The organism is Albidovulum aestuarii (assembly GCF_029961185.1).
Lineage (GTDB): Bacteria > Pseudomonadota > Alphaproteobacteria > Rhodobacterales > Rhodobacteraceae > Albidovulum > Albidovulum aestuarii.
On the sequence record NZ_JASBQQ010000007.1, the window covers coordinates 181,425 to 204,251 of the forward strand.

Annotated in this window: 15 protein-coding genes and 1 tRNA gene; 13 read left to right on the forward strand and 3 right to left on the reverse strand. The window is 59.6% G+C overall.

The window, feature by feature from the left end; all coding sequences use genetic code 11:
• The first annotated feature begins 125 nt into the window (after nt 1–125).
• The 3 genes from QKW60_RS16005 to QKW60_RS16015 all read left to right on the forward strand — a co-directional run bounded on the left by QKW60_RS16005 (nt 126) and on the right by QKW60_RS16015 (nt 3,789).
• Complete coding sequence (locus QKW60_RS16005) at nt 126–1,349, forward strand: TCR/Tet family MFS transporter (protein ID WP_282370148.1); 1,224 nt, start codon at nt 126–128, stop codon at nt 1,347–1,349.
• An 18-nt stretch (nt 1,350–1,367) separates the two neighbouring features.
• Complete coding sequence (locus QKW60_RS16010) at nt 1,368–2,441, forward strand: zinc-binding dehydrogenase (protein ID WP_282370150.1); 1,074 nt, start codon at nt 1,368–1,370, stop codon at nt 2,439–2,441.
• 103 nt (nt 2,442–2,544) lie between these two features.
• Entirely contained in the window at nt 2,545–3,789 is a 1,245-nt protein-coding gene (locus tag QKW60_RS16015) for a mandelate racemase/muconate lactonizing enzyme family protein (RefSeq protein ID WP_282370152.1), read from the forward strand.
• Nucleotides 3,790–4,140: 351 nt separating this feature from the next.
• On the opposite strand, the gene QKW60_RS16020 is transcribed toward QKW60_RS16015, so the two are convergent.
• The 3 genes from QKW60_RS16020 to QKW60_RS16030 all read right to left on the reverse strand — a co-directional run bounded on the left by QKW60_RS16020 (nt 4,141) and on the right by QKW60_RS16030 (nt 7,621).
• Entirely contained in the window at nt 4,141–5,274 is a 1,134-nt protein-coding gene (locus QKW60_RS16020; RefSeq protein ID WP_282370153.1) for a serine/threonine-protein kinase, read from the reverse strand.
• A 374-nt stretch (nt 5,275–5,648) separates the two neighbouring features.
• Entirely contained in the window at nt 5,649–6,737 is a 1,089-nt protein-coding gene (locus QKW60_RS16025) for an aromatic ring-hydroxylating oxygenase subunit alpha (RefSeq protein ID WP_282370154.1), read from the reverse strand.
• A complete protein-coding gene (locus QKW60_RS16030; protein WP_282370155.1) occupies nt 6,734–7,621 on the reverse strand; it encodes a MurR/RpiR family transcriptional regulator in 888 nt (295 codons plus the stop codon). The genes QKW60_RS16025 and QKW60_RS16030 overlap by 4 nt, the downstream gene beginning before the upstream one ends.
• A 70-nt stretch (nt 7,622–7,691) precedes the next feature.
• Here QKW60_RS16030 and QKW60_RS16035 point away from each other — a divergent pair, with 70 nt between their 5' ends.
• The 10 genes from QKW60_RS16035 (at nt 7,692) to QKW60_RS16080 (ending at nt 22,655) form a co-directional block, all read left to right on the forward strand.
• Entirely contained in the window at nt 7,692–10,151 is a 2,460-nt protein-coding gene (locus QKW60_RS16035) for an FAD-dependent oxidoreductase (RefSeq protein ID WP_282370156.1), read from the forward strand.
• Entirely contained in the window at nt 10,148–11,251 is a 1,104-nt protein-coding gene (locus QKW60_RS16040) for a mandelate racemase/muconate lactonizing enzyme family protein (protein ID WP_282370158.1), read from the forward strand. The genes QKW60_RS16035 and QKW60_RS16040 overlap by 4 nt, the downstream gene beginning before the upstream one ends.
• 28 nt (nt 11,252–11,279) lie before the next feature.
• Nucleotides 11,280–12,536: an aspartate aminotransferase family protein gene (locus tag QKW60_RS16045; RefSeq protein WP_282370205.1), complete on the forward strand. Its 1,257-nt coding sequence runs from the start codon at nt 11,280–11,282 to the stop codon at nt 12,534–12,536.
• A gap of 349 nt (nt 12,537–12,885) precedes the next feature.
• Nucleotides 12,886–12,975 (forward strand) — tRNA-Ser (locus QKW60_RS16050).
• A 160-nt stretch (nt 12,976–13,135) separates the two neighbouring features.
• On the forward strand, nt 13,136–14,347 hold the full coding sequence (locus QKW60_RS16055; protein ID WP_282370160.1) for a tyrosine-type recombinase/integrase: 1,212 nt from the start codon (nt 13,136–13,138) through the stop codon (nt 14,345–14,347).
• A gap of 100 nt (nt 14,348–14,447) precedes the next feature.
• Nucleotides 14,448–15,248, forward strand: coding sequence for a hypothetical protein (locus QKW60_RS16060; RefSeq protein WP_282370164.1), 801 nt, complete (start codon nt 14,448–14,450; stop codon nt 15,246–15,248).
• Between the two features lie 96 nt (nt 15,249–15,344).
• On the forward strand, nt 15,345–15,557 hold the full coding sequence (locus QKW60_RS16065; RefSeq protein ID WP_282370166.1) for a MerR family transcriptional regulator: 213 nt from the start codon (nt 15,345–15,347) through the stop codon (nt 15,555–15,557).
• Entirely contained in the window at nt 15,557–15,985 is a 429-nt protein-coding gene (locus QKW60_RS16070) for a helix-turn-helix domain-containing protein (RefSeq protein WP_282370167.1), read from the forward strand. The genes QKW60_RS16065 and QKW60_RS16070 overlap by 1 nt, the downstream gene beginning before the upstream one ends.
• 46 nt (nt 15,986–16,031) lie before the next feature.
• Nucleotides 16,032–17,054: a site-specific integrase gene (locus QKW60_RS16075; RefSeq protein ID WP_282370168.1), complete on the forward strand. Its 1,023-nt coding sequence runs from the start codon at nt 16,032–16,034 to the stop codon at nt 17,052–17,054.
• A gap of 390 nt (nt 17,055–17,444) precedes the next feature.
• Entirely contained in the window at nt 17,445–22,655 is a 5,211-nt protein-coding gene (locus tag QKW60_RS16080) for a peptidoglycan DD-metalloendopeptidase family protein (protein ID WP_282370169.1), read from the forward strand.
• The last annotated feature ends 172 nt before the right edge of the window (nt 22,656–22,827 follow it).

Sequence of the window (22,827 nt, forward strand, 5' to 3'; positions counted from 1 at the left end):
GTTTTCAAACCTCTTTGAACTGCTTGCATAGCGCGAGCCGCCCAATCTCGACCGCGATCCGCACGAATTCAGATTCTATCCCGCCCCAAAACCCCTTAACGTTCCGTGACTGACCGGAAGCACGAATGCAAAACCGCCTTGCCCTGATCTTCGTACTAATGACCGTGGTGATCGATGCCATCGGCATCGGCATCATCTTTCCGGTCATGCCCGATCTGATCGGTGAGGTGACCGGAGGCGATCTTTCCGATGCCGCGCTTTGGGGCGGGGTTCTGGCGACCTCCTTCGCCGTGATGCAGTTCCTTTGCGGCCCCATCGTCGGCAACCTTTCGGATCGCTTCGGACGGCGGCCGGTGATGCTGACGGCGCTCGGCGTCATGGCGATCGATTACACGATCATGGCTTTGGCCAGCACGATCTGGCTTCTGGTCGCGGGCCGCATCGTCGCTGGGATTACGGCAGCGACTTATACGACCGCGATGGCCTATATGGCCGATATTTCCGCCAAGGAAGATCGGGCCAAACGGTTCGGCCTGATCGGCGCAGCCTTCGGGCTCGGATTCATTGCGGGACCTTTCCTCGGCAGCCTGCTCTCCACCCTTGGTATCCGAGCGCCCTTCTGGGGGGCCGCTGCGATCTCGGCCGCCAACCTCATCTTCGGCTTCCTGATCTTGCCTGAATCCGTGACCGACGCCATCCGCCGGCCGTTCTCATGGGCGCGCGCCAATCCTCTCGCCGCCTTCCGGGCGATCGGGCACCTGCCGGGGCTTGGGCGGTTACTTACGCTTTATCTCGTCTATAACGTGGCGCTGCATGTCTACGAGGCGGTCTGGGCATTTTACGGCAAAGCGCAGTTCGGCTGGGATCCATTCATGATCGGCGTTTCGCTTGCAACCTACGGACTGTTCTTCACACTCACGCAGGCCTTCGCCATCGGGCCGATCATCAAGGCGGTCGGCGAATACCGGGCGGCGTTCTGGGGGCTCGCCATCGAATTCGTGGCCTGCGTGATCTTTGGCTTTCTCACCTCGGGCACGGCCGCCATTGCCTTCACAGCCTTCGCCGCCCTCGGCTCCATCGCCGGTCCAGCCATGCAGGGGTTGATGTCGAACGGCACGCCCGATGATCAGCAGGGAGAGTTGCAGGGCGTCGTCGCCTCGATCACCGCTATCGGTATGATCTTGTCGCCGATGGTGATGACCGGCACGTTTTCGGCCTTCACCCGGCCCGATGCCCCGATCCACGCGCCCGGCGCGCCCTTCCTGCTCGCCGCCATCCTGTTGGTCGCTTGTGTCGCAATCCTTGTCGCCCGACCGCGCGAATCCGCCCCGTCAGGGCCGCTAGCCTGACCATGAGAGGAGAAGCCGTTGACGAAGATCCGCGCCGCCATCTGCCATGAATTCGGCAAACCCCTTGCCATCGAAACGGTCGACATGCGCGCGCCCGGGCCGGACGAGGTCGAGGTCACCATTGACGCCTGCGCCATCTGCTTTTCAGACATCTCCTTCATGGATGGCGGCTGGGGCGGCGATCTGCCGGCGGTCTATGGCCATGAGGCGGCGGGCCGGGTCAGCGCTGTCGGTCCTAGCGCGCGGTACCGGGTGGGCGACAAGGTTCTGGTCACGCTCATCCGCTCCTGTGGAACCTGCCCGACCTGCGCCTCGGGCCGCCCCACGCTCTGCCCGGCCCAGCCGCAGCCTGGCAGCCCGCTCACGCTCAATGGCGGCCCAGTCACCCACGGGCTTGATTGCGGCGCCTTTGCCGAACGGGTCGTGGTGCATGACAGTCAGCTTGCCCCCTTGCCCGATGGTATCCCGATGGAGGCGGCGGCGCTCATCTCCTGCGGCGTGATCACCGGGCTGGGGGCAGCGGTCAACACCGCCCGCATCCGGCCGGGCGAGGTCGTCGTGGTGATCGGCGCGGGCGGCGTCGGGCTCAACGCCATTCAGGGCGCACGGCTCTCCGGCGCTGCCCGGATCATTGCGGTCGATACGAACCCGGCCAAACTCGACGTTGCCAAGGAGTTCGGTGCGACCGACGGCGTACTGGCGACGGCGGAAAAACCCTGGGCCGAGGTCAAGCGCCTTGCCGGTCGCGGCGCCGATGCCGTCCTCGTCACTGTCGGCGCCATCCCCGCCTATGACACCGCCACCCGCTACCTCGCCAATGGCGGCCGCATGGTTGCGGTCGGCATGCCGCATTCCGGCGCGAAATCGCAGTGGGAACCTGTGATCTTCACCTATACCGGCAACGCAATGATCGGCTCCAACATGGGCGACACGGTCCTGCCCCGCGACATCCCGTGGATTACCGACCTTTACCTCCAGGGTCGCCTGAAGCTTGATGAGCTTATCTCTGGCCGTTGGACACTCGACCAGATCAACGAGGCCATCGCCGACACCAGATCAGGAGCCGCCCGCCGTAACGTCATCCTCTTCTGAATACACTTTCTGTCGAACAATACTCCGCGGGGGGAGGCCCGGATGACATCCGGGCTCGGGGGGCGCGAAGCCCCCCACCGCCGCCAGAAACAGGGACCACATCATGCGCCTAAAGGACCTCGAGATATTCACCGTCGCGCCCCCTTCCCCCGGCTGGGGCGGGCGCTACTGGATTTTCACCAAGCTGACCACGGACAACGGTATCACCGGCTACGGCGAATGTTACGCCTCTTCGGTGGGGCCGAAGGCGATGGAGGCGGTGATTGAGGATGTCTTCAACCGCCACATGGCTGGCGAGAACCCCGAAAACATCGAACTGATGTTCCGCCGCGCCTATTCATCGGGTTTCACGCAGCGGCCCGACCTCACGGTCATGGGCGCCTGGTCGGGGCTTGAGATCGCCTGCTGGGACATCATCGGCAAGGCGCTGAACCGCCCGGTTCACGCCCTTCTAGGAGGCAGGATCAATGAACGGCTGCGCAGCTACACCTACCTTTACCCTGAGGCCGGGAAAGAGACGGCGGAGTTCTGGGTCAACCCGGACATGGCTGCCGAGGCTGCTGCGCGCTTCGCCGATATGGGCTTCACGGCGGTTAAGTTCGACCCTGCCGGCCCCTACACAATCCGTGGCGGACATGACCCAAGCCAAAGCGACATCACCCGCTCCGCAGCCTTCTGCAAGGCGATCCGCGAGGCGGTCGGCGACCGCGCCGACCTTCTCTTCGGCACCCATGGCCAGTTCAACATCGCAGGCGCCGTACGCCTGGCGCAGGCGATCGAACCATACGGGCCCCTCTGGTACGAAGAACCGATCCCTCCCGACAACCTTCTCGATTTCGCTGAGGTGCAAAAGGCCGTGCGCATCCCCGTCGCCACGGGCGAACGCTTCACCACTAAGGCGGAATTCGCCACCGTCCTCAGAACCGGCGGCGCACGCATCCTGCAACCGGCGCTTGGCCGGGCGGGCGGCATCCTCGAATGCAAGAAGATCGCCGCGATTGCCGAGGTCTTCACCGCCCAGATGGCCCCGCATCTCTATGCGGGCCCCGTCGAATGGGCCGCGAACATCCAGCTTGCCGCTTCGATCCCCAACCTCCTGATGGTCGAGACGATCGAAACCGGCGGGGCCTTCCACCTGAAACTGATCAGGAATTCGATCAAGTGGGAAGAGGGTTACGTCATCGTCCCGGACGCGCCCGGTCTCGGCATCGAGTTCGACGAAGACCTCGCCCGCGCCCATCCCTTCACCGGAACGGGGCTGCACCTGCAGATGCAGGAAGCGCCCTGCGATTATTCACGCCCGAACTGGTTCGAAGGCGGTGCGCCTGCAACGAAAAAGCCCGGCTGATATCAGCCGGGCTCTCAAATCCTGGTTTTCCGTCGCTTTACTTCGGATACCGCGCGAAACGCACTGGTACCGGGTCGTGACGGATTGCCGCGTCTTCTGCCACAATCGGTTCTGCCACGGGCGGAACCGGCGGGACATAGTAAGAAACTGGCGGAACTTGATACTGAAGCTCGCTCATGCAGGCTGTCTCCTTTGCGAACCTGGGGCCGCATTCCCTTACAAAGTTCGACCCGGCGGATGGATCCGCCGGGTCGGGGAATAACGTTACTGGAAGACTTAGAGACTGCGACAGCCGTCTACAAGGGGGGGTGTCAGGCACATGACATCCGGGCGATTGTTTGCCGACATATCCTATGCGAACGACGCCAGCGCCAATGCACATGCAAGTGCCGCGACGAAAACGGCGGCCACCCGCAATCCATTGGTACGCAAGAATCCACGGTTCGAAGCCGTTTCATCGGCGTCAAAATTGTCGTGTTCGACATCCGTCGTCTCCGAGCGTTCGGCCGAAGATGTCGGCGCCGACGACGCGTCCAGCAACTCCAACCACTCGGTCGCCGATTGAATGCGCTTGTCCGGAAAGACGTTGAGCGCTGCATCAATGGATTTCAGTACGACCTCGGGATACTCGCCGAACCGGCCAGTCAAGGGGGTGTAAGGGTCGCCCTGATCGAGCGCCAATGCCGAAAGGCGCATCTGGCTGTCCACGGGCGGTTCGCCCGAGATCAGGTGATAGAATGTTGCTGCAAGTGAATACAGATCGCTCGAAGGCGTTTGCGCACAACCGGCGACGTAGAGTTCGTGCGGGGAATATCCGGATTTCACGACCCTCAACGTGGACAAAACCCTGGTTTTTCTGACGGCCAGATCCCGCGCAGAGCCGAAGTCGATGAAAACCGGTTCGTTCTCAGTGTCGATCAGGATGTTGTCAGGCGAAATATCCCGGTGAAGAATGCCGCGATCATGGATGTACTGAACGGCAACCAGTGACTTGCGCAGCCAGCTTTCGAAGACCTCGGGGGCGATAGGCATTCCGTCTTCGATGATTTCCATCATGTCGGAACCGTCGATATAATCGACCGCCATGTACGCTGTGTTGTTGTCGCTGAAGACCTGATGAACGGCCGCGATATTGCGATGCGAAAGCTTCGCCTGGTTGCGCGCTTCCTGCTGGAACAGCTTCACGACTCCGGCAAAGGACGCGGTATGAGCCCGGGAGCGTGTTTGCACCTTGTTCCCGGTACGACGACACATCGCGCTTGGGAAGCACTCCTTGATGACCACATTCCGGTCAAGGCTGTCCTTGGCCAGATAGGTAATCCCGAAACCGCCATTGTTCAGATATTCGGTTATCGAATATTGTCCACTGAGCAGAATAGTGCCGGGACTCAGCTCATCAGTGTACCGAGCATTCTCTTCGCCGAACTCGCGTTCGAAGCTTTCACTTGCAACCATTAACATTACGACCTCACTACCACGAAACACACTTATCTGATTTTGAGAGTATGTGCGAAAAACGCTCTTTGTTTGTAGGAAATACAGCAAAATCGTGGAAAGTATTACGGATATAGCGGCACTGTCTCTGCTACGCGCTCCGATATGCAGCGCGACGATTCCTGTCCGATTGCTCAGATGCTCCGATGGCCGGATCTCAGGACGGCGGTCCCGGTTCGCGGCGTAGCATTGCCCCGAAAAGGATACCGAATGTCCGGCTGCGCTTGCGGCCCCGGCACTCCGTGTTTTGTAGGGGCGGTGCAGGGGGCCGGGCTCACAGATTGGCGCTGCAGCGCTACAAGGACCCCAAACGCCGTTTGTCTATCCAATCGCCCCCGATCCGGTTCCGCAGGCAGGGTGCAGTGTCACGCATCGACCGCCTCGCGCATCCATTGCTGCAGGGTCTGGATCGAGTGCTCGGAATTCAACCCGCAATCGGGATCAAGTACCAGCGGGCCCGGCCGGTAGCCTCGACTTTTCAACCCTTTTGCCACGCTTTCCACCAACCGGATGTCCTCCTCAACCGTCGTCGCGCGGTCCTGGATCGCCAGTCGGCGGATCACCTCGCTGTCCTCGCCTCCGGGCGTGTACCAGCCGCGCCAGACGGTGCAGTGATCCACGTTATGCGCCCGCCAGTGGTATGTGTTCAGCACGTTGCCCGGATAGACCTGGAACGAGAACATCGGCCAGAGGAAGAACGACCTGTATTCACCGCCGTGCGGCACCGAGGTGTCGATCGGATATGTCATCTTGGACAGGTCCTGACATTCGGTCGTGTGCCGCAGGACGTAGCCCCTGTTCATCGGCTGGATGTCGTAGGTTTCTGGCCGGATCACACCGGTCGCGAAAGTCGGGTGGTTGATCGAGCAGTGGTAGCATTCGGAATAGTTCTCGACCGAGACCTTCCAATTGCACTTCTCGGGAATTTCGACCCATTCTAGGGGTTCGAGTTCGGCGATATGCGGGACATATTCGCCAAGCTCTTCGCGCACGCCCGGATACCAGTCGTCCATCGGCGCCGCGTTTTCGTCGAGGTTGACGAAGATGTAGCCGTGGAAGCCTTCCGTGCGGACCGAGGTCAGGCAGATCTTCTTGCGGTCGAAGCCCGGCACCGAATTGACGTTCGGTCCGGCGCGCAACTCGCCCGACAACTCGTAGGTCCAGGCGTGGTAGGGGCAGACGACGACACGGGTTGTGCCGGAGCCCTCGACCATCTGGTGGGCGCGGTGCTGGCAGACGTTGTAAAAGGTCCGGAGCTCACCGTTGCGGCCGCGGATGCAGAAGAGGCTTTCGCCCGCAATCTCGAAGGTGAAGTAGTCGCCGGGATTGCGGACCTGGGCCTCATGCCCGGCGAACTGCCATGTGCGGGCGAGAAGGCCGCGCATCTCGTTCTCGAATATCGCGGGGTCGGTGTAGTAGCGGGCGTCGAGCGAATGGACGAGCGGGGCGTTCATTCGGGATCCTCCAGATAGAGACCGAGCTGGTGTCGGCGTTTGTGGAACTTCTCGACCCGCTCGACGATCTCCGGGCTTGCCACCGCGATGACAAAACTCAGGAGTGTCTCCAGTAGTGCGATGATCGAAACCGACGAGGGGAAGAATTGCGGCGTATCGACCGAGACAGTGAAGCGATGCTGTGCGGCCATCACGATCGGGCTGGCGGGGCTGTCGGAAATGGCAATCACGGTCATGCCCTGTTCGCGGGCGATTCTGACCGTCTCAACGACTTCGCGACGATAGGGGCGACAGGTCATCGCGATCAGCACGTCGCGCCCGTCAGCCCAGGCGATGTCGTCTGCGGGATTTGAGCCCGCCTGCGGGATTGCGTGGAACTCCACCATGCCGGTGGAGGCGAGGTAGGTGAAGTTCCGGGCATTGGCGTTCATGACGCCGACGCCGACCGTGTAGACCCGGCGTGAGGACCAGATCGCTTCGGCCGCCGCCTTCAGCGCCACTTCGTCGATGCCAGCGAACGTATCCTCTATGTTCCGGATCGCAGAGCCGACCATTTCGGCATAAAGCGCGCCGAGCGCGCCTTTCCTGGAGACATCTTGCAGCCAGCGGGCGCGGTCGGGATAACCCGCCGATCCGCTGCGGATCGCCTCGCGGAAGGCGGCGCGGAAATCCTCGTACCCCTCAAAGCCAACCTGGCGCGCCATGCGCACCAAGGTGTTGGGCTTCACATTGGCAGATTCGGCGATCTCGCGCACGGTCGAGACACCGACGCAATGCGGGTTCTCAAGGACGTAACGCGCAGCCTTTTGCGCCTCGGGGGTCAGCGTCTCGAACTCCTCGGAGAGACGGTCTAGGACGACTGATGATACGTTTGTGCCATTCATGATTGACGATGGTATATCTGTCCCATTAGCCTGTCGAGTGAAAACACGACTCATCTCGGGAAATTCTAGAATGTCGGAACGCGCACTTCCCTCCACCGCCCGTGTCGTGATTATCGGTGGCGGGATCATGGGCTGTGGCCTTGCCTACCACCTCGCACATGAGGGCTGGACGGATGTTGTCCTTCTGGAAAAGGCGGAGCTGACGTCGGGCTCCACCTGGCATGCGGCGGGGCAGATCACGCATTCGACGTCGAGCTTCGCCTTAGGCAAATGCGTGGGCTACAACATCGACCTCTATTCCAAGGTACTGGAGGCCGAGACTGGACAGTCGGTGACATGGCATGGCTGCGGCTCACTGCGCCTTGCCTATACCGATGATGAGCTCGACTGGCTGCACCAGACGATTTCGGTCGGCAAGGGGCTCGGCTTCCCGATGGAGATCGTCGGGCCCGAGCGCATCCGCGAGCTGCATCCGTTTTACAATCTAGATGGGGTGAAGGCGGCATTGCACACACCCGACGACGGCCATGTCGACCCGGCGGGCGCGGCCTTTGCGCTCGCCAAGGGGGCGCGGCAACTCGGCGTGAAGGTGATCCGCCGCTGCCGCGCGACAAATGTAACCCAACAGCCGAACGGTGAATGGCTGGTCGAGACCGAGCAGGGCAACATCGCCTGCGAGCATGTCGTGAACGCCGGCGGCACCTATGCGCGTCAGGTCGCGCTTTGGTCGGGTTACGATTTGCCGACCACCTCGATGACACATCACTATCTGATCACTGACACGGTCCCTGAGTTTCAGGCGCTCGACAAGGAACTGCCGGTGGTCCGCGATGACCGGCTGGTGTCGGGTTACATAAGGATGGAGCAGAAGAAGGGCCTGATCGGCATCTACGAAAAGGCCAATCCCAACACCGTCTGGGAGAATCACTGCCCCTGGGAAGCGGAGAACGAGCTCTTTGAGCCGGACTACGACCGGATCATGCCGTGGCTTGAAAACGCGATGGACCGGATGCCGATCCTTGCCGATCTTGGCATCACCCGCGAAGTACACGGTGCGATTTCGCATCCGCCCGACGGTAATCCCCTGATCGGCCCGGCGCCGGGGCTGAAGAACTACTGGTGCTGCTGTGGCACCCAGATCGGTATCGGCTGGGGCCCCGGCCTGACGCGGGAACTCGCGCGATGGATGGTGCATGGCGCGGCCGACATCAACATGCGCGAGTTCGACCCACGCCGGTTCGGGCCCTACGCGGACAAGTCGTTCCAGATCACCAAGGCGAAGGAGGATTACCTCCTGCGCCACGAGATCCCGTTCCCGTTCTTCAACCGTCTCGACGCGCGGCCGGTGAAGCCCTCCGCGCTCTATGATGACCTGAAAGCCGCGGGCGCGGTCTTCGAGGAAGTTTACGGCCACGAGCGCCCGCGCTGGTTCGCGCCGGAAGGCGTCGAGGCCAAGGACATCTACGGCTTCCGCCGCACGAAACTGCACGACATCGTCGGCGCCGAAGTCCGCGCGGTGCGGGAGAAGGCGGGCATCATGGACATCTCGGCCTTCTCAAAGGTCGAGATCTCGGGCCCGGACGCGGCTTCCTTCCTCGACCGGCTGGTGCCGAACAGGCTGCCCGCCGTGGGCCGGATCGGCCTCACGCATCTTCTGAACGATCAGGGTCGGATCGAGCTGGAAAACACCGTCGTCCGGCTGGCTGAAGACCGTCTTTACCTCGTCTGTGCGGCCTTCTTCGAACAGCGGCTGGTCGATTACCTGACCTTCGCGAAGGCCGGTGAGGACGTCACCATCACCAACCGCTCTACCGACTGGGGTGCCTTGGCGCTGAACGGCCCGAAGGCGCGCGATATCCTCGGGGCCTGCACCAGCTCGGACCTCAGCAATGCCGACTTCAAGTGGATGACGGGGCAGGAGATCGCGGTCGGCGGCCACAGGCTCTGGGCCTTCCGCATGTCCTATGCGGGCGAGCTTGGCTGGGAGTTCCACGGGCCTCGCGCGGCGATCCAAGGCGCCTTCCGGGCATTGAAGGCGGCGGGCAAGCGGCACGGGCTGGCCGACTACGGCTCCTTCGCGATGAACGCATTGCGGATGGAGAAGGCGTTCAAAGGCGCGGGCGAACTAACGAACGAGGTTACCCTGCCCGAAGCAGACGTGATGCGTTTTGTGCGGATGGACAAGGCGTTCCGTGGCAAGGCCGCGACTGAAGCAGCGGCGGCAAGTCCGTTACGCTGGGTCTGCGCCTATCTGGAGGTTGCGGGCGATGGCCGATCCGACGGCAATGGCGGCGAGGCGGTGCTCGCGGGCGGCAAACAGGTGGGTACCGTCAGTTCCATCGCCTTTGGTCACTCTGTCGGAAAGCTCCTCGCCTTTGCATATGTGAAGGCGGACCACGCCAAACCGGCTACTGAGCTTGAGGTCGTCATCATGGGCGAGCCGCGCCACGCCAAGGTTCTGAGCGAACCGGCCTACGATCCAGAGGGCCGCGTTCCGCGTGGTGCAGCCTTGCAGGCGGTTCCGGTATGAAGATCACGCGGCTTACGCTCTGGGACGTTCCGTTGACGAGCCACATCGCCTATCACATGGCGGGCGGCAAGACCTGCGACACCGTCACCTCGGTCGTTCTGCGTGTTGACACCGATTCAGGCGTTGAAGGCTGGGGCGAGGTCTGTCCGATCCCGCATTACCTGCCGGCCTATGCAGAGGGCGTACGCCCCGCGCTCGAATACCTCGCACCGGTGGTGATCGGCGCCGATCCGGTGGGGTCGGAGGCGCTGATGAGCCGTGCCGATGCGTGGCTGCAAGGCCATCCCTATGCCAAATCGGCACTCGACATCGCGCTTTGGGACATCACCGGGAAGGTGGCAGGTCTGCCGCTTCACGCCCTCTTGGGCGGGCGGCAGATGACGGACATGCCGCTCTACCATTCGATCACCTGCATCGCGCCTGAAGAGATGGCGCGGATCGCGAAGGAAGCGCAGCGGGAGGGAATTACCCAGTTTCAGGTCAAGCTCGGTGCCGATGGTGATTGGCAGGCCGATGTTGCGCGTCTGCGATTGGTCCGCGAGGCCGTGGGCCATGGCCCGCTCGTTTACGGAGATTGGAACTGCGGTGCCACACGGCTCGACGCGACGCGGGTCGGCAAGGCGGTCGCGGACATGGACGTGATGCTGGAGCAACCCTGCGCCACGCTGGAGGAATGCGCCGCCGTCCGCGCCGCCACGGGTCTGCCGATGAAGATCGACGAGAACGGGTATGATACGGCCTCGCTCCTGAAGGCGTACGAGCTTGGCTGCATGGATGCCGTCGCGCTGAAACTCTCGAAATTCGGCGGGCTCAGCCCGATGCGGCGCGCGCGCGACCTTTGCCTGCATCTCGGCGCGAAGATGTGCGTCGAGGATACCTGGGGCTCGGACGTCACCACCTCGGCGCTCCTCCATCTCGCGGCCGCGACGCCGGAGCGGATGCTGCTGAATACCTGCGACCTCTCGGGCTATGTCGGCCCGCGCCTCGACCCGAATGCACCGTTCCGCAAGGCGGGTCGCATCGCGCCACCCGAAGGGCCGGGTTTGGGGGTCGCACCAGACCGGGATACACTCGGCCAACCCATGGCCGTCATAGACTAGGAGAGACCCCGTGCTCGACAAGACCGTGATGCAGAATTGGGCCGACCGCGCCCGCGCCGTGCTGCCCGCCGGAGGGTTCGGCAATTTCGACCCTTCCGTCTTCATCCGCGAGGGCAAGGGCGCGCGGGTCTGGGACGAGGACGGAAACGAATATGTCGACTACCTGATCGGCTCCGGCCCGATGCTTCTCGGCCACGGCCACCCGGAAGTGCTGGAGGCGGTGGCCGAGCAACTGCCGAAGGGCATGACCTTCTTCGCCAACAATGCGCCGGCCGTGGAACTGGCCGAGGAGATCTGCCGCGCCGTCGAATGTGCCGAGCAAGTGCGGTTCCTGTCCTCGGGCGGCGAGGCCGACATGTACGCGATGCGGCTCGCCCGCGCCTACACCGGCCGCGACAAGATCCTGAAGTTCGAAGGCGGTTATCACGGCATGTCTGCGGAGGCGCAGATGAGCCTCGCTCCGACGCGGCTGGTGAACTTCCCACAGGCGGTGCCCGACAGCGCCGGGATTCCCGAGGCGGTCAGGGCCGAGATGCTGATCGCGCCCTTCAACGATCCCGACTATCTCGAAAGCCTGCTGAAAGAACACGGGACCGACGTGGCGGGCATCATCGTCGAACCGCTGCAGCGGATCATCCCGCCCGCGCCTGGATTCCTGCAGGCGGTGCGGGATCTCTGTGACCGCTACGGCATCGTTCTGATCTTCGACGAGGTCGTGACCGGCTTCCGCTTCGCCTATGGCGGCGCGCAGGAAGCCTACGGCGTGACGCCCGACCTCTGCACGCTCGGCAAGATCATCGGCGGCGGTTTCCCCCTGGCGGCGGTGGCGGGCCGCAAGGACATCATGGACCATTTTGATAAGGCGATAGTCGGGGCGAACCGATGGCTGATGATGCTCGGTACGCTCTCGGGAAATCCGGTCGCCGCCGTTGCCGGGCTGAAAACGATGGAGATCCTGCGCCGAGATGGTGCTTTTGACACTCTATGCGCCCACGGTGAACGGTTGCAGGCGATGCTCGCCCGCCACCTTGATGCCGCCGGTGTTGCGCATCGGATCGTGGGCCATCCGACGCTTTTCGATGTGGTTTTCACCGAGCAAGATGTCCGGACCTATCGCGATGTGCTGGCGGCGGATGCGAAGAAAAGTTCGGCCTTTAATGCGGTTCTGCGTGCGAACGGCATCTTCAAGTCCCCAGGCAAGATTTACCCATGTCTAGCCTTGACTGACTCTGATTTCAGCGTGACCGAGGGTGCCATCGAGAAGGCGGTGGCTGCGATCGCTTGAACCCTCCGCGTGTCGAAAATCCAAGAAGGGTCCTGACGGCAGAGTTGCGGAAACACTGTACCCGTTTCCGCGTCTGTACGGCTCTTCGGACGGAGGTGTTTCCGGGTTCGGCTTTTGGTACGCGACACCGGTGCGCCGATATCCATCAAACTGGCCCATACCCGTCAGCTTGCACGCCGGAACGTCTCAGGAACACCCTGCACAGACTTTGGACGCGTTTTCCATGCGGGATGTCGTTTGATCAACGAAATGCATTGAACGCCGACGGCAATTGATTGAACTGACTTCCGACCCAAAGACGGCAAATAAGCCTTGTGCTTCTTTGTCTTTGCGGGCTATTCCTCGCGGCGGAGACGTGGCCGAGTGGTCGAAGGCACACCCCTGCTAAGGGTGCAGACGGGAAACCGTCTCGAGGGTTCGAATCCCTTCGTCTCCGCCAGCCCATCATTTTCCTCAATACTGCTCGGTACTTCGAAGCCCCTATTTTTCATGGGTTTCGTGCGAATCCATTCTCTGGAGAGTTGCGCCAAACTTTCTTCGATTTACTTCCATTTGTTCTGTTTTGTGGTATCTTATGTGGTACAAAACGGAGGGCGATCATGATTTCCGGCAAGCTGACAAAGGCAAAGGTCGAGGCACTTGGGCCGGGTCGGCATGGCGACGGGAACGGGCTCTACCTAGTGGTCGATCCATCGGGCGCGCGGCGCTGGGTAGTGCGGGTGGTCGTCAAAGGCCAGCGGAACCGGCAGGGCGGGCCACTTCGGACGGATTTCGGCCTTGGTGGTGCTGATGTCGTCACGCTTCAGGAAGCGCGCGCGAAGGCGCTGGAGTATCGCAGGCTCGCCAAGTCAGGGCTCAATCCCCGCTTCAATGCCAAGAAGGAAATTCCGACCTTCGAGGAAGTCGCCCGGCAGGTTCATCTGGAACGCTTACCGACATGGAAGAATGAAAAGCACGGGGCGCAGTGGATCAATACGCTGACCGACTATGCGTTTCCTCTCATCGGCCGTTTGCCCGTCTCTGACATTGACCAGCCGGAAGTGCTTTCCTGCCTGACACCAATCTGGACGCTCAAGCCTGAAACCGCGCGTCGCGTGGCACAGCGCATCAAGGCGGTTCTTGATGTGGCGCGGTCGAAGGGCTATCGCTCGGGTGAGAACCCCGTGGTGGCGATCCGAGACGCTCGCGTCCTGCCGAAGATCAAGGCTAAGGCAGAGCATCACAAGGCGATGGATTGGCGCGACGTGCCTGCCTTCTATGCTGACCTGAAATCACGCGATGCGATGGCCGCCAAAGCGTTGATGTTCACCTGCCTGACCGCATCCCGCACGAGCGAGGCGCTGGGCGCGCGCTGGGAAGAGTTCGACTTAGACGCAATGCTCTGGTCTGTCCCGGCCAGCCGAATGAAGGGGGGCGAGGTGCATCGTGTGCCGCTAACAGCGGAAATGGCGGCGATCCTTGAGCCCTTGAAAGCACTGGAATCCGAAGTCGTATTCGAAGGGCAGAAACGGCACACGCCATTGTCCAACATGTCGATGCTGATGCTCTTGCGCCGAATGAAGGTCGAAGGCGCAACCGTTCACGGGCTCAGAAGCTCGTTCCGGGATTGGGCGGCGGAAGTGGCAAAGGCTCCTCGTGAGGTTGCGGAAATGTGCCTCGCGCACCGAATCGGTTCGGCAGTTGAGAACGCGTATGCGCGTTCCGACCTTCTGGATCGGCGGCGGATGCTACTGGAACGGTGGTCAAAGTTTACGACCGGTAGTTGCGAGCAGGTATTTCAGTTCCCCGTTGGGGGCAAAGGAAAGCAATGAAGGTATCCGGCCTCATACCCTTTTTTTGTAATCATCCAAGAAGTTGGGTCTCATAGACAGCGCTTGAAAGACAAAAAGGTATCCAGCATGTTGCCTTTCTATGGACGAATTCGAACAGATTGACCGCCTATGGGAGGTCGCAGCCCGCTTTGGCGTGAAACGATCAAGTTACACACTGCTAGGCCAAGCTGCCGCACCATTCGACATCTCAAAGCCAAATCAGCACGATAGCAAGGGCGAGTTCCTAGCTGAGGAAGCTGCCGTTGATGCGATTAACGAACATTGTCGAGGTTTGTTGCACCAACTGCTGGGGCGAGAAGACGAAAGTATGGAGGCAGAGCAGGCTCGAAAAAATCTCGTGCTGCTTCTTGACGACAAGGTGAGGCGACGCAACTCCAGAACCGCGCCAGACTCCATCATCACGTTTCTTCGTAAAGGTGCTTCTGAAATCAGCGCTAGCAGCCTCATCGCGTTACTACTTGTTGATATGATTCAAGAGCTTTGGGACAGAAAGCGGGAATTGCACGATCAAGAAACCGAATTCTGGAGTGGAGGTCATCGCCCCCCAAACCACTGGGCACGGACCATCGCGCTAAGGTTTGCTCGCTTCGTCGCGCGACAGACGGGAAAGCGGCCAACAATAGGAGTTGCTCGGGACGGCGGTCACCCATCGACTGAATATGGGCGCGCGCTGGAAGAGGTGTTTGCCATACTTGGGATTGTGGCCAACGTTCGAAATGCGGGGAGATGGGCGATCTCCCAACTAACCGACGACGACCTTCAACCCCCGCACAACGCCCTTGCGGGCTTTTCTGCAGGCCCAGGAATACTCGGAAATGCGCTCAAGATGGCGAATGATAGCGGTCGGTTCGGAACGACAAAAAAAGATCCTACCGAATAGGTGATTTTAACCGACAGTTCCGGACTTTCATGATTTGTTCTCAAGTCTAGTTCGCACGATTAAGTCCATTCCAGTCAAAGCGAAAAGGACTGGAACATGGCAAACCTCTTCGAGCCGAACCGCAACTACGTACTCGGCGACCCCGAGCTTGAACTGATCGGCGACCGAGAAAAGCTCGCGCAATGGCGTCACAAGAAGATCGGCCCGGCCTTCTACCGGCTTGGCCGAAAGATCGTCTATCGGGGCGCTGACCTGAACGCTTGGGCTGAGGCGAACCGGGTTGAGCCCCGTGAACCGGGGCAATCCTGATGCGACGTCGCAAGATCAGTGCCGCCCGCGTCAAGAAGCATCGGGCGTACACGGTCGAGGAACTGGCCGAAACGACGGGTGCTGTAGAGGCAACGGTGCGAACTTGGGTAAAGCGCGGCCTGCCTGCGCTGACCGCCCAGCGCCCGATGCTGATCCTCGGCCGCGACGTGCTGGCATTCATGAACGCAGAGACAAATCGGCGCAGACGACCCATCCAGCTTGGCGAGTTCTTTTGCTTCCGCTGCAAGGAGTCCCGGAAGCCTGCCTTGGGTATCGCCGACTACGTGCCTCTTAGCCGCTCACACGGGCGGTTGGTGGCGCTCTGCGATACCTGCGAGCGGGAATGCAGCCGGATGGTCAGCATCCGCAATCTGCCTAATTGGCACGCATTCTGCGAGATCGGCGGCAGTTACGAGGGGAACGACTAATGGAACCTCTCAAACGATATTGTAAACAGCACTACGGAGGCCGAGCATGACTGCCCGGAAATTCAACGAAGACAACGAGCGCATGAAGCGCGAATACCGACGCTATCTCGCACTGGCCAAGGGCCGGGACGAAAAGACCATCGACAAGGTCGATGCGGCCCTTGCCGAGTTTGAGCAGGTCTTGGGTTACAAGCCCTTCAAGACATTTCACCGCGACTGGTGCGAGCGATTCAAGCGGTATCTGGAGAAGCGGCGCACCGCGACGGGCAATCCGCTATCTCTTACGACACGCGACGCGACCTTGCGGCTGGTGAAGGGGTTCTTCCACTGGCTCGCCTCCCAACCCGGCTACAAGTCCCGCGTGACCTATTCCGATGTCGATTACTTCAACAATAACGCCAAGGACGCCCGTGCAGCCCACTCCGTGCGGCCGAAAATCTATCCGTCGATGGAGCAATGCAACCACGCCTTCCGCAACATGCCGGAGGACAGCGAGGTCGAATGGCGGGACAAGGCAATTTTTGCGCTCCTGATGTTGACCGGCGCACGCGACTCCGCGCTTGCCTCGCTCTGCCTGAAGCATGTCGATCTGATTGAGAACATGGTCTTTCAGGACGGGCGAGAGGTCCGCACGAAAAACAGCAAGACCATCGAGACATGGTTTTTCCCGGTCGATCCTATGTACCGCGCTTTCTTCGAAAGCTGGGTCAGACATCTTCAGGACAACCTCTATGGTCCGGCAGATGCGCTGTTCCCGAAACAGACGATTGCGGCGGGAAAGGAAGGCTTTGCCGCTCAGGGTCTCTCCCGTGAACCCTACAGCAACGCCCAGCGCGTTCGGGACGCGATTAAAGCCGCGTTCCGCAATGTCTCCATGACTGAGTATGGTCCGCACAGCTTTCGCACCATGCTGTCGCTTTACGGCGACAAGGTCTGCAGAACTCTCGAAGCACGAAAGGCGTGGTCGCAGAATCTTGGCCACGAGCGACTGACGACGACTTATTCGGCATATATGCCTGTTTCCCGTGAGCGGCAGAGGGACTTGCTGCGGGGAATTGACAGCATGTGAAGCGCTCCGGGTAAGTGGCGCTCCATATATTTCGCAGAGTATACCACATGTCAGGCGAAAAACGGCGTGCAAACAGAAAATGCGGTTCATCTCTAGCCGTGTTGGAGCGACCGTCGGCAAACTTTCAAACACTCGGCCGGCAAATTCAGTTTGACTCAACGCATTACGCGGGCCAGCCTACCCTTATCGTATGTCTGTTTTCGACTGCGGTAGCCTTGGGGGAGGCTTGTAATGGGTGGATTGATCGGGTGGTGTCGGTTTGCGGCACTTTTTTCTGGAAATGTAATTGCTTCTTCTCTGAGTCGACGACGACGATGATCGTGACTGTCGGCCATCGAGCCGAAGGGGCAGCAATATATCCGTGACATTTCAGATCAAAGGTCTTGGCACGTGCCGATTTCCAACTTTTTTGCAGATACGTTTCGTCAGCCCCTCGGTTCGGGCACTATCACGCCAGGGATTGACGGGGATGGGTATTACGTCGCCCAAAACTTCAATGATTTGAACACAACTCTCAGTTCCTATCACCTCGGCGTGGACTGGAACGGTGAGGGAGGCGGGAACACCGACTTGGGCGATCCGGTGTATGCGATCGGCAACGGCACGGTGGTTGAGGTTGTTTCAAATCAGGGCGGTTCGACGACCGGCTTTGGCAATTACCTCGTGCTGCGGCATGATTTGCCGACGGTGATCAGCGTGAACGGTCAGAGTGTCACCACGGTATATAGCCTTTATGCCCATCTCGACACCGTGGCGGGCGTTTCGCTCGGAGATCAGATAAGCATCGGGACGCAAATCGGCACGCTCGGCCTGTCGGGCGCAAGCGGCGGGGTCGCGCATCTGCATTTCGAGATGACGATCGGCAACACGCTGCCAACGGCCGACGACGGTTACAACCCGTCGGGCGCGCCAACAGCCTGGGTCGATCCCGTGGCGTTTGTGAACACCTTTTCCACTTTGACCGCAGGGAACACAGCACCTGCCTATTACGGCCTAACGATCAACGGAATCGATGCAGGTGATATTAGTGGCTATGCCGTGTCCTCAGCTGGGGACGTGAACGGCGATGGGTTCGACGATCTGTTAATCGGCGCGCCGGGAGGCGACACGACCGGATTTAATGCTGGCGAGAGCTATGTCGTCTTTGGCGGGGCGTCACTGCCGGCGAGCCTGGATCTTTCGTCGCTCGACGGTACAAACGGCTTCATAATCAACGGCATCGATGCCGGTGGATCTAGCGGCGCTTCGGTTTCCTCCGCCGGGGACGTGAACGGCGACGGTTTCGACGATCTCCTGATCGGTGCCTCGTCTGCTGACCCGAACGGTCAGTCGAGTGCTGGCGAGAGTTACGTGGTGTTTGGCGGGGCGTCACTGCCAGCGAGCCTTGATCTTTCGTCGCTCAACGGCACGAACGGCTTCGTGATCAACGGCATCGATTCCGGTGACGATAGCGGCTATTCGGTGTCCTCCGCCGGGGATGTGAACGGCGACGGGTTCGACGATCTCCTTATCGGCGCGTTGGGAGGCGACCCGAACGGCCAAGCGAACGCTGGCGAGAGCTACGTCGTCTATGGTGGGGCGTCACTGCCGGCGAGCCTTGATCTTTCGTCGCTTGACGGTACGAACGGCTTCGTGATCAACGGCATCGATGCGGGTGATTATAGCGGTTTCTCGGTTTCCTCTGCTGGAGACGTGAATGGCGACGGCTTCGACGATGTGCTGATCGGAGCTTACCTCGCTAACCCTAACAGCCAGTCGTTGGCGGGCGAAAGTTATGTTGTCTTTGGCGGGGCGTCACTGCCGGCGAGCCTCGATCTTTCGTCGCTCGACGGTACAAACGGCTTCATAATCAACGGCATCGATTCCGGTGACCATAGCGGCTTTTCGGTTTCCTCCGCCGGGGATGTAAACGGCGACGGTTTCGACGATGTCTTGATCGGTGCGCCCTACAGCGATGTCGGCAGTAGCGGCTATGGTTCAGGCGCGAGCTATGTCGTTTATGGCGGTGCGAACCTGACCGCGAGCCTCGATCTATCGTCGCTCGACGGCAGCAATGGATTCGTGATCAACAGCTCTGCTTCTTATCAATTCGGCGATCACGTTTCCAATGCCGGGGATGTCAACGGCGACGGGTACGATGACATGCTGTTCAGTTGTGTTTTTGACCAAAGTAGTGGCTATGCTGCGAGCTATTTGATCTACGGCGGTGCGAACCTTCCGTCTAGTTTAGACGTTTCATCAATCGACGGCACAAATGGCTTCGCTTTCGATAGCTATTATAACAATTTCTCGTCCGCCTACCCGGTCAGCTATGCTGGGGATTTAAACAACGATGGGTTCGGCGATTTAGTCTTCGGTAATCCCACTGCCGATCTTTTCGGGTACATTGATGCGGGTCAGAGTTATGCCGTCTATGGCGGCCATGGCAACCTGTCTGCTCTCGACGCTGCCGATGGTTTTGCAGACGGTCGGATCTCGCTGGGCATTTTAGGGCAGTCGATAACACAGCAAACAGCAACAATTACCCATTATAAGGGCAGTTACGACGCAAACAACTACGGGGATTTTACCGGCGTGATCATTGGCGATGCCTTTATCGGCGCCAGCGGCTTTGAAAGCACCGTCAGGATCTTACAATCCGCGACGCAATACACTATTCAGAACACTGATCTACCTAACCGAACAACTGTACTCTCAGGAAGCGGATTTACCTTTAACGCTGCCGGCCCAACGTCTGGCACAATCACTGGTATCGATTTCTACGACAACGGTGTTTTGCTGGCTTCGATCTCAAACTTGAGTCTTGACGCCGTCTTTGCCGACAGCGTAGTGGACGGCTTTTCGAATGCAACGTTCACTAACACTTTCGACGCGGTTTTCGCCGGTTACGATTTTGTTTACGATGCTTCGTCCGCAAATGGCCAAGTTAAATCACCAAGTCTTCGTGATACTGGAAACGTCGATGCTCTTGGGAGCGATTTTAGCGACCTGCTGCAAGGCAGCAATGGCGACGATACAATTGATGGTGGTCACGGCAACGACGAGCTGTTCGGCGGCGGCGGAAACGATGCACTGACAGGTGGGTCTGGCGATGACATTCTTTACGATGATCACGGTATAAACTACGTTGATGGAGGTTTGGGCTTGGACACATTTGTGTCCTTTCACTCCGCATCGGAGTTTCAAATCCTTCGCTACGGTAACGAAGTCATCGTAGACGGGTCGGCTTCGGGATTGGGGATAAGCAATCTTATTGATGTCGAGCAAATACAGTTTTCGGATCAGACGATCTCAGTAAGTTCTCTCACTGACTTAAATGCAGCAATCCCGCCTGCTGGCCCCGATCCGCTTGGTGCTCAAGTGCTTGGGGCAAGCACATCTGCAACTGGTGGCAGTTTCGAAGCAACCGGAACAATTTCTGCCGCAGGTGAGGCCGATCTGTTTCGCGTATATCTTGAAGCAGGAACAACCTACCGCGTCGACCTGCTAGGTGCCGCGACAGGAGACGGGACGCTCACCGATCCATACCTGCGTATTCTCGATAGCAATCAAACCCAATTAGACGTTAACGACGACGTCTATCCATGGGCTACATCTCCAGTGAACAATGCTAGGATCGATTTCAATCCACAATATTCAGGGTATTATTATATTTCGGCAGAAGGGTTTAGCGGCGCTACCGGCAGCTACGAGGTCGAAGTTCAGGCAATCCCAAATGCCAGTATTCTTGGCAACATCCTGGAAGGTGGAAGCGTTAGTGGGTATCTATTTGGCGAGGTTGATTTCCGTGTGAATGTCAGTGGGAATACGTCCGCCCCTAGCCTTGTCACGCATTCGGGCGTGGACCTTGGCGGACACGATCTAGATGGCGATGGTAATGTCGCGATTTGGGCAATGTACGATGGTACAGTGCACGCTGTCACCACGGCAGTGAATCAGGTCGGCGGTGTCGGATATGCGGTCATTGTAGAGCATCAGATGAGTGACTATCCGCATGTGTTCGGCTCTGGCACCGGTACTTTTTACACAACCTATTTTCACATGTCCCAAGCTCCATCGGTGGCTGTTAACGATCCCGTGGTCGCTGGAACGACGGTGCTCGGTTATCAGGGCAACACGGGCACCGGTGGTACTCACCTACATTTCGAGGTCCGTGACTTCGGGACATGGTTCTATCCGAATGGCGTCGAATGGGGCATCAACGGTAGCGGAAACATCTATGGCGGCGGTAACCTTAGCGACGATCCTGTCCTGTCGACCCATTGGCGCGACCCGTTGGAACTTCTGAACGACGAGAACGGCATTGGGATCGGGATTGCGGCCACAGCGGCCAATCCGGGGCGAACTTACATCGGCAGTGCCGGGTTGGACACGTTCGCCTTCTCGACCTTTTCGACGGCAAACAGCACTGTCTCAGTCGGGGCCCAAAACGGCAATGCTGTCATTTCGGTCCTTCAGACCGGGCAATCCTATGTGCTCTCCGCCATTGAGGAGCTGCAGTTTCTTCTCGGCAACATTGCCGACGTATTGAATATCGGGAGCCTCTTTGGCACTTCAATATCAAACAACACAATCCGGGTCTCGGCCTATGACGGTGACGATTTGGTTGATGGAACCTTTTCCGATCGTAGAATGGTTATCAATGGTGGCACTGGGAACGACACCATATTGGGCGGTTCGGCCGACGACTTTTTGGTCGGTGCAGATGGTGTGGACTCGCTAGTCGGCGGGATCGGCAATGACGAATTACATGGTGATGCTGGCAACGACCGCCTGGATGGTGAGGCTGGCAACGATACGATCTATGGCGGCGTGGGCAATGACGCGATCCTCGGTCGGTTCGGCAACGATCTGCTTTACGGCGAGAACGGCAATGACAACATCGCGGCCTCGGACGGCAATGACACGGTCTATGGCGGCACCGGTTCCGATTCCATCGGCGGCGGCAACGGCTTTGACTCGATTTACGGCGAGGACGGCAACGACGTCATCGGTTCTGGCAACGATGACGACCTGATCGATGCGGGTAACGGCAAGGACGTGGCCTCGGGCGGTTACGGCGCCGACACCATTCATGGCGGGTTCGGTGACGACACTTTGGCCGGCAGTTTCGGCAATGACATCGTCAATGGCGACGATGGCAATGACCAGATCGGCGGCGGCCGCGGCAAGGACACGATCCATGGTGGGGCTGGCGACGACCAGATCGGCTCGGGTGAAGAGGACGATATGGTCTTCGGCGACGACGGCAATGATTTTCTGGCCGCGAGTACCGGCAATGATCAGCTCTTTGGCGGGAACGATAACGACACGCTGAACGGCGGGTCGGGCAACGACACGCTTGAAGGCGGGGCTGGCGCGGATGTCTTTGTCTTTGCAGCACTGACCAATGGCGAGGCCGACCTGATCACCGATTTCGAGAACGGCATTGATCTGATCCGTCTGCATGGTGTGGCAGGCGCCGGTCAGGCGGGCAAGTTCGCGGCGCTGGGCGTGACGGCCGTGACGGGCGGGGTCGAGATCGACTATAACGGCCACGTCATCACGCTGGATGGTGTCAGTATCGGCGATATCGATCAGAGCGATTTTATCTTCGTGTGAGTCTGGTTGATGTAAAATTAAGACAGCGCGAACTGTGATACCCTAATGTCGCGGTTGCCGTTCCGTGATACGGCGACAAGTGCAGGGCCCACGGCCGTGTAGTGGTATGATATGTGGTATGATCATTATACAACTATATTTTTATAATTATTTTCAATGCATTACTAAATTA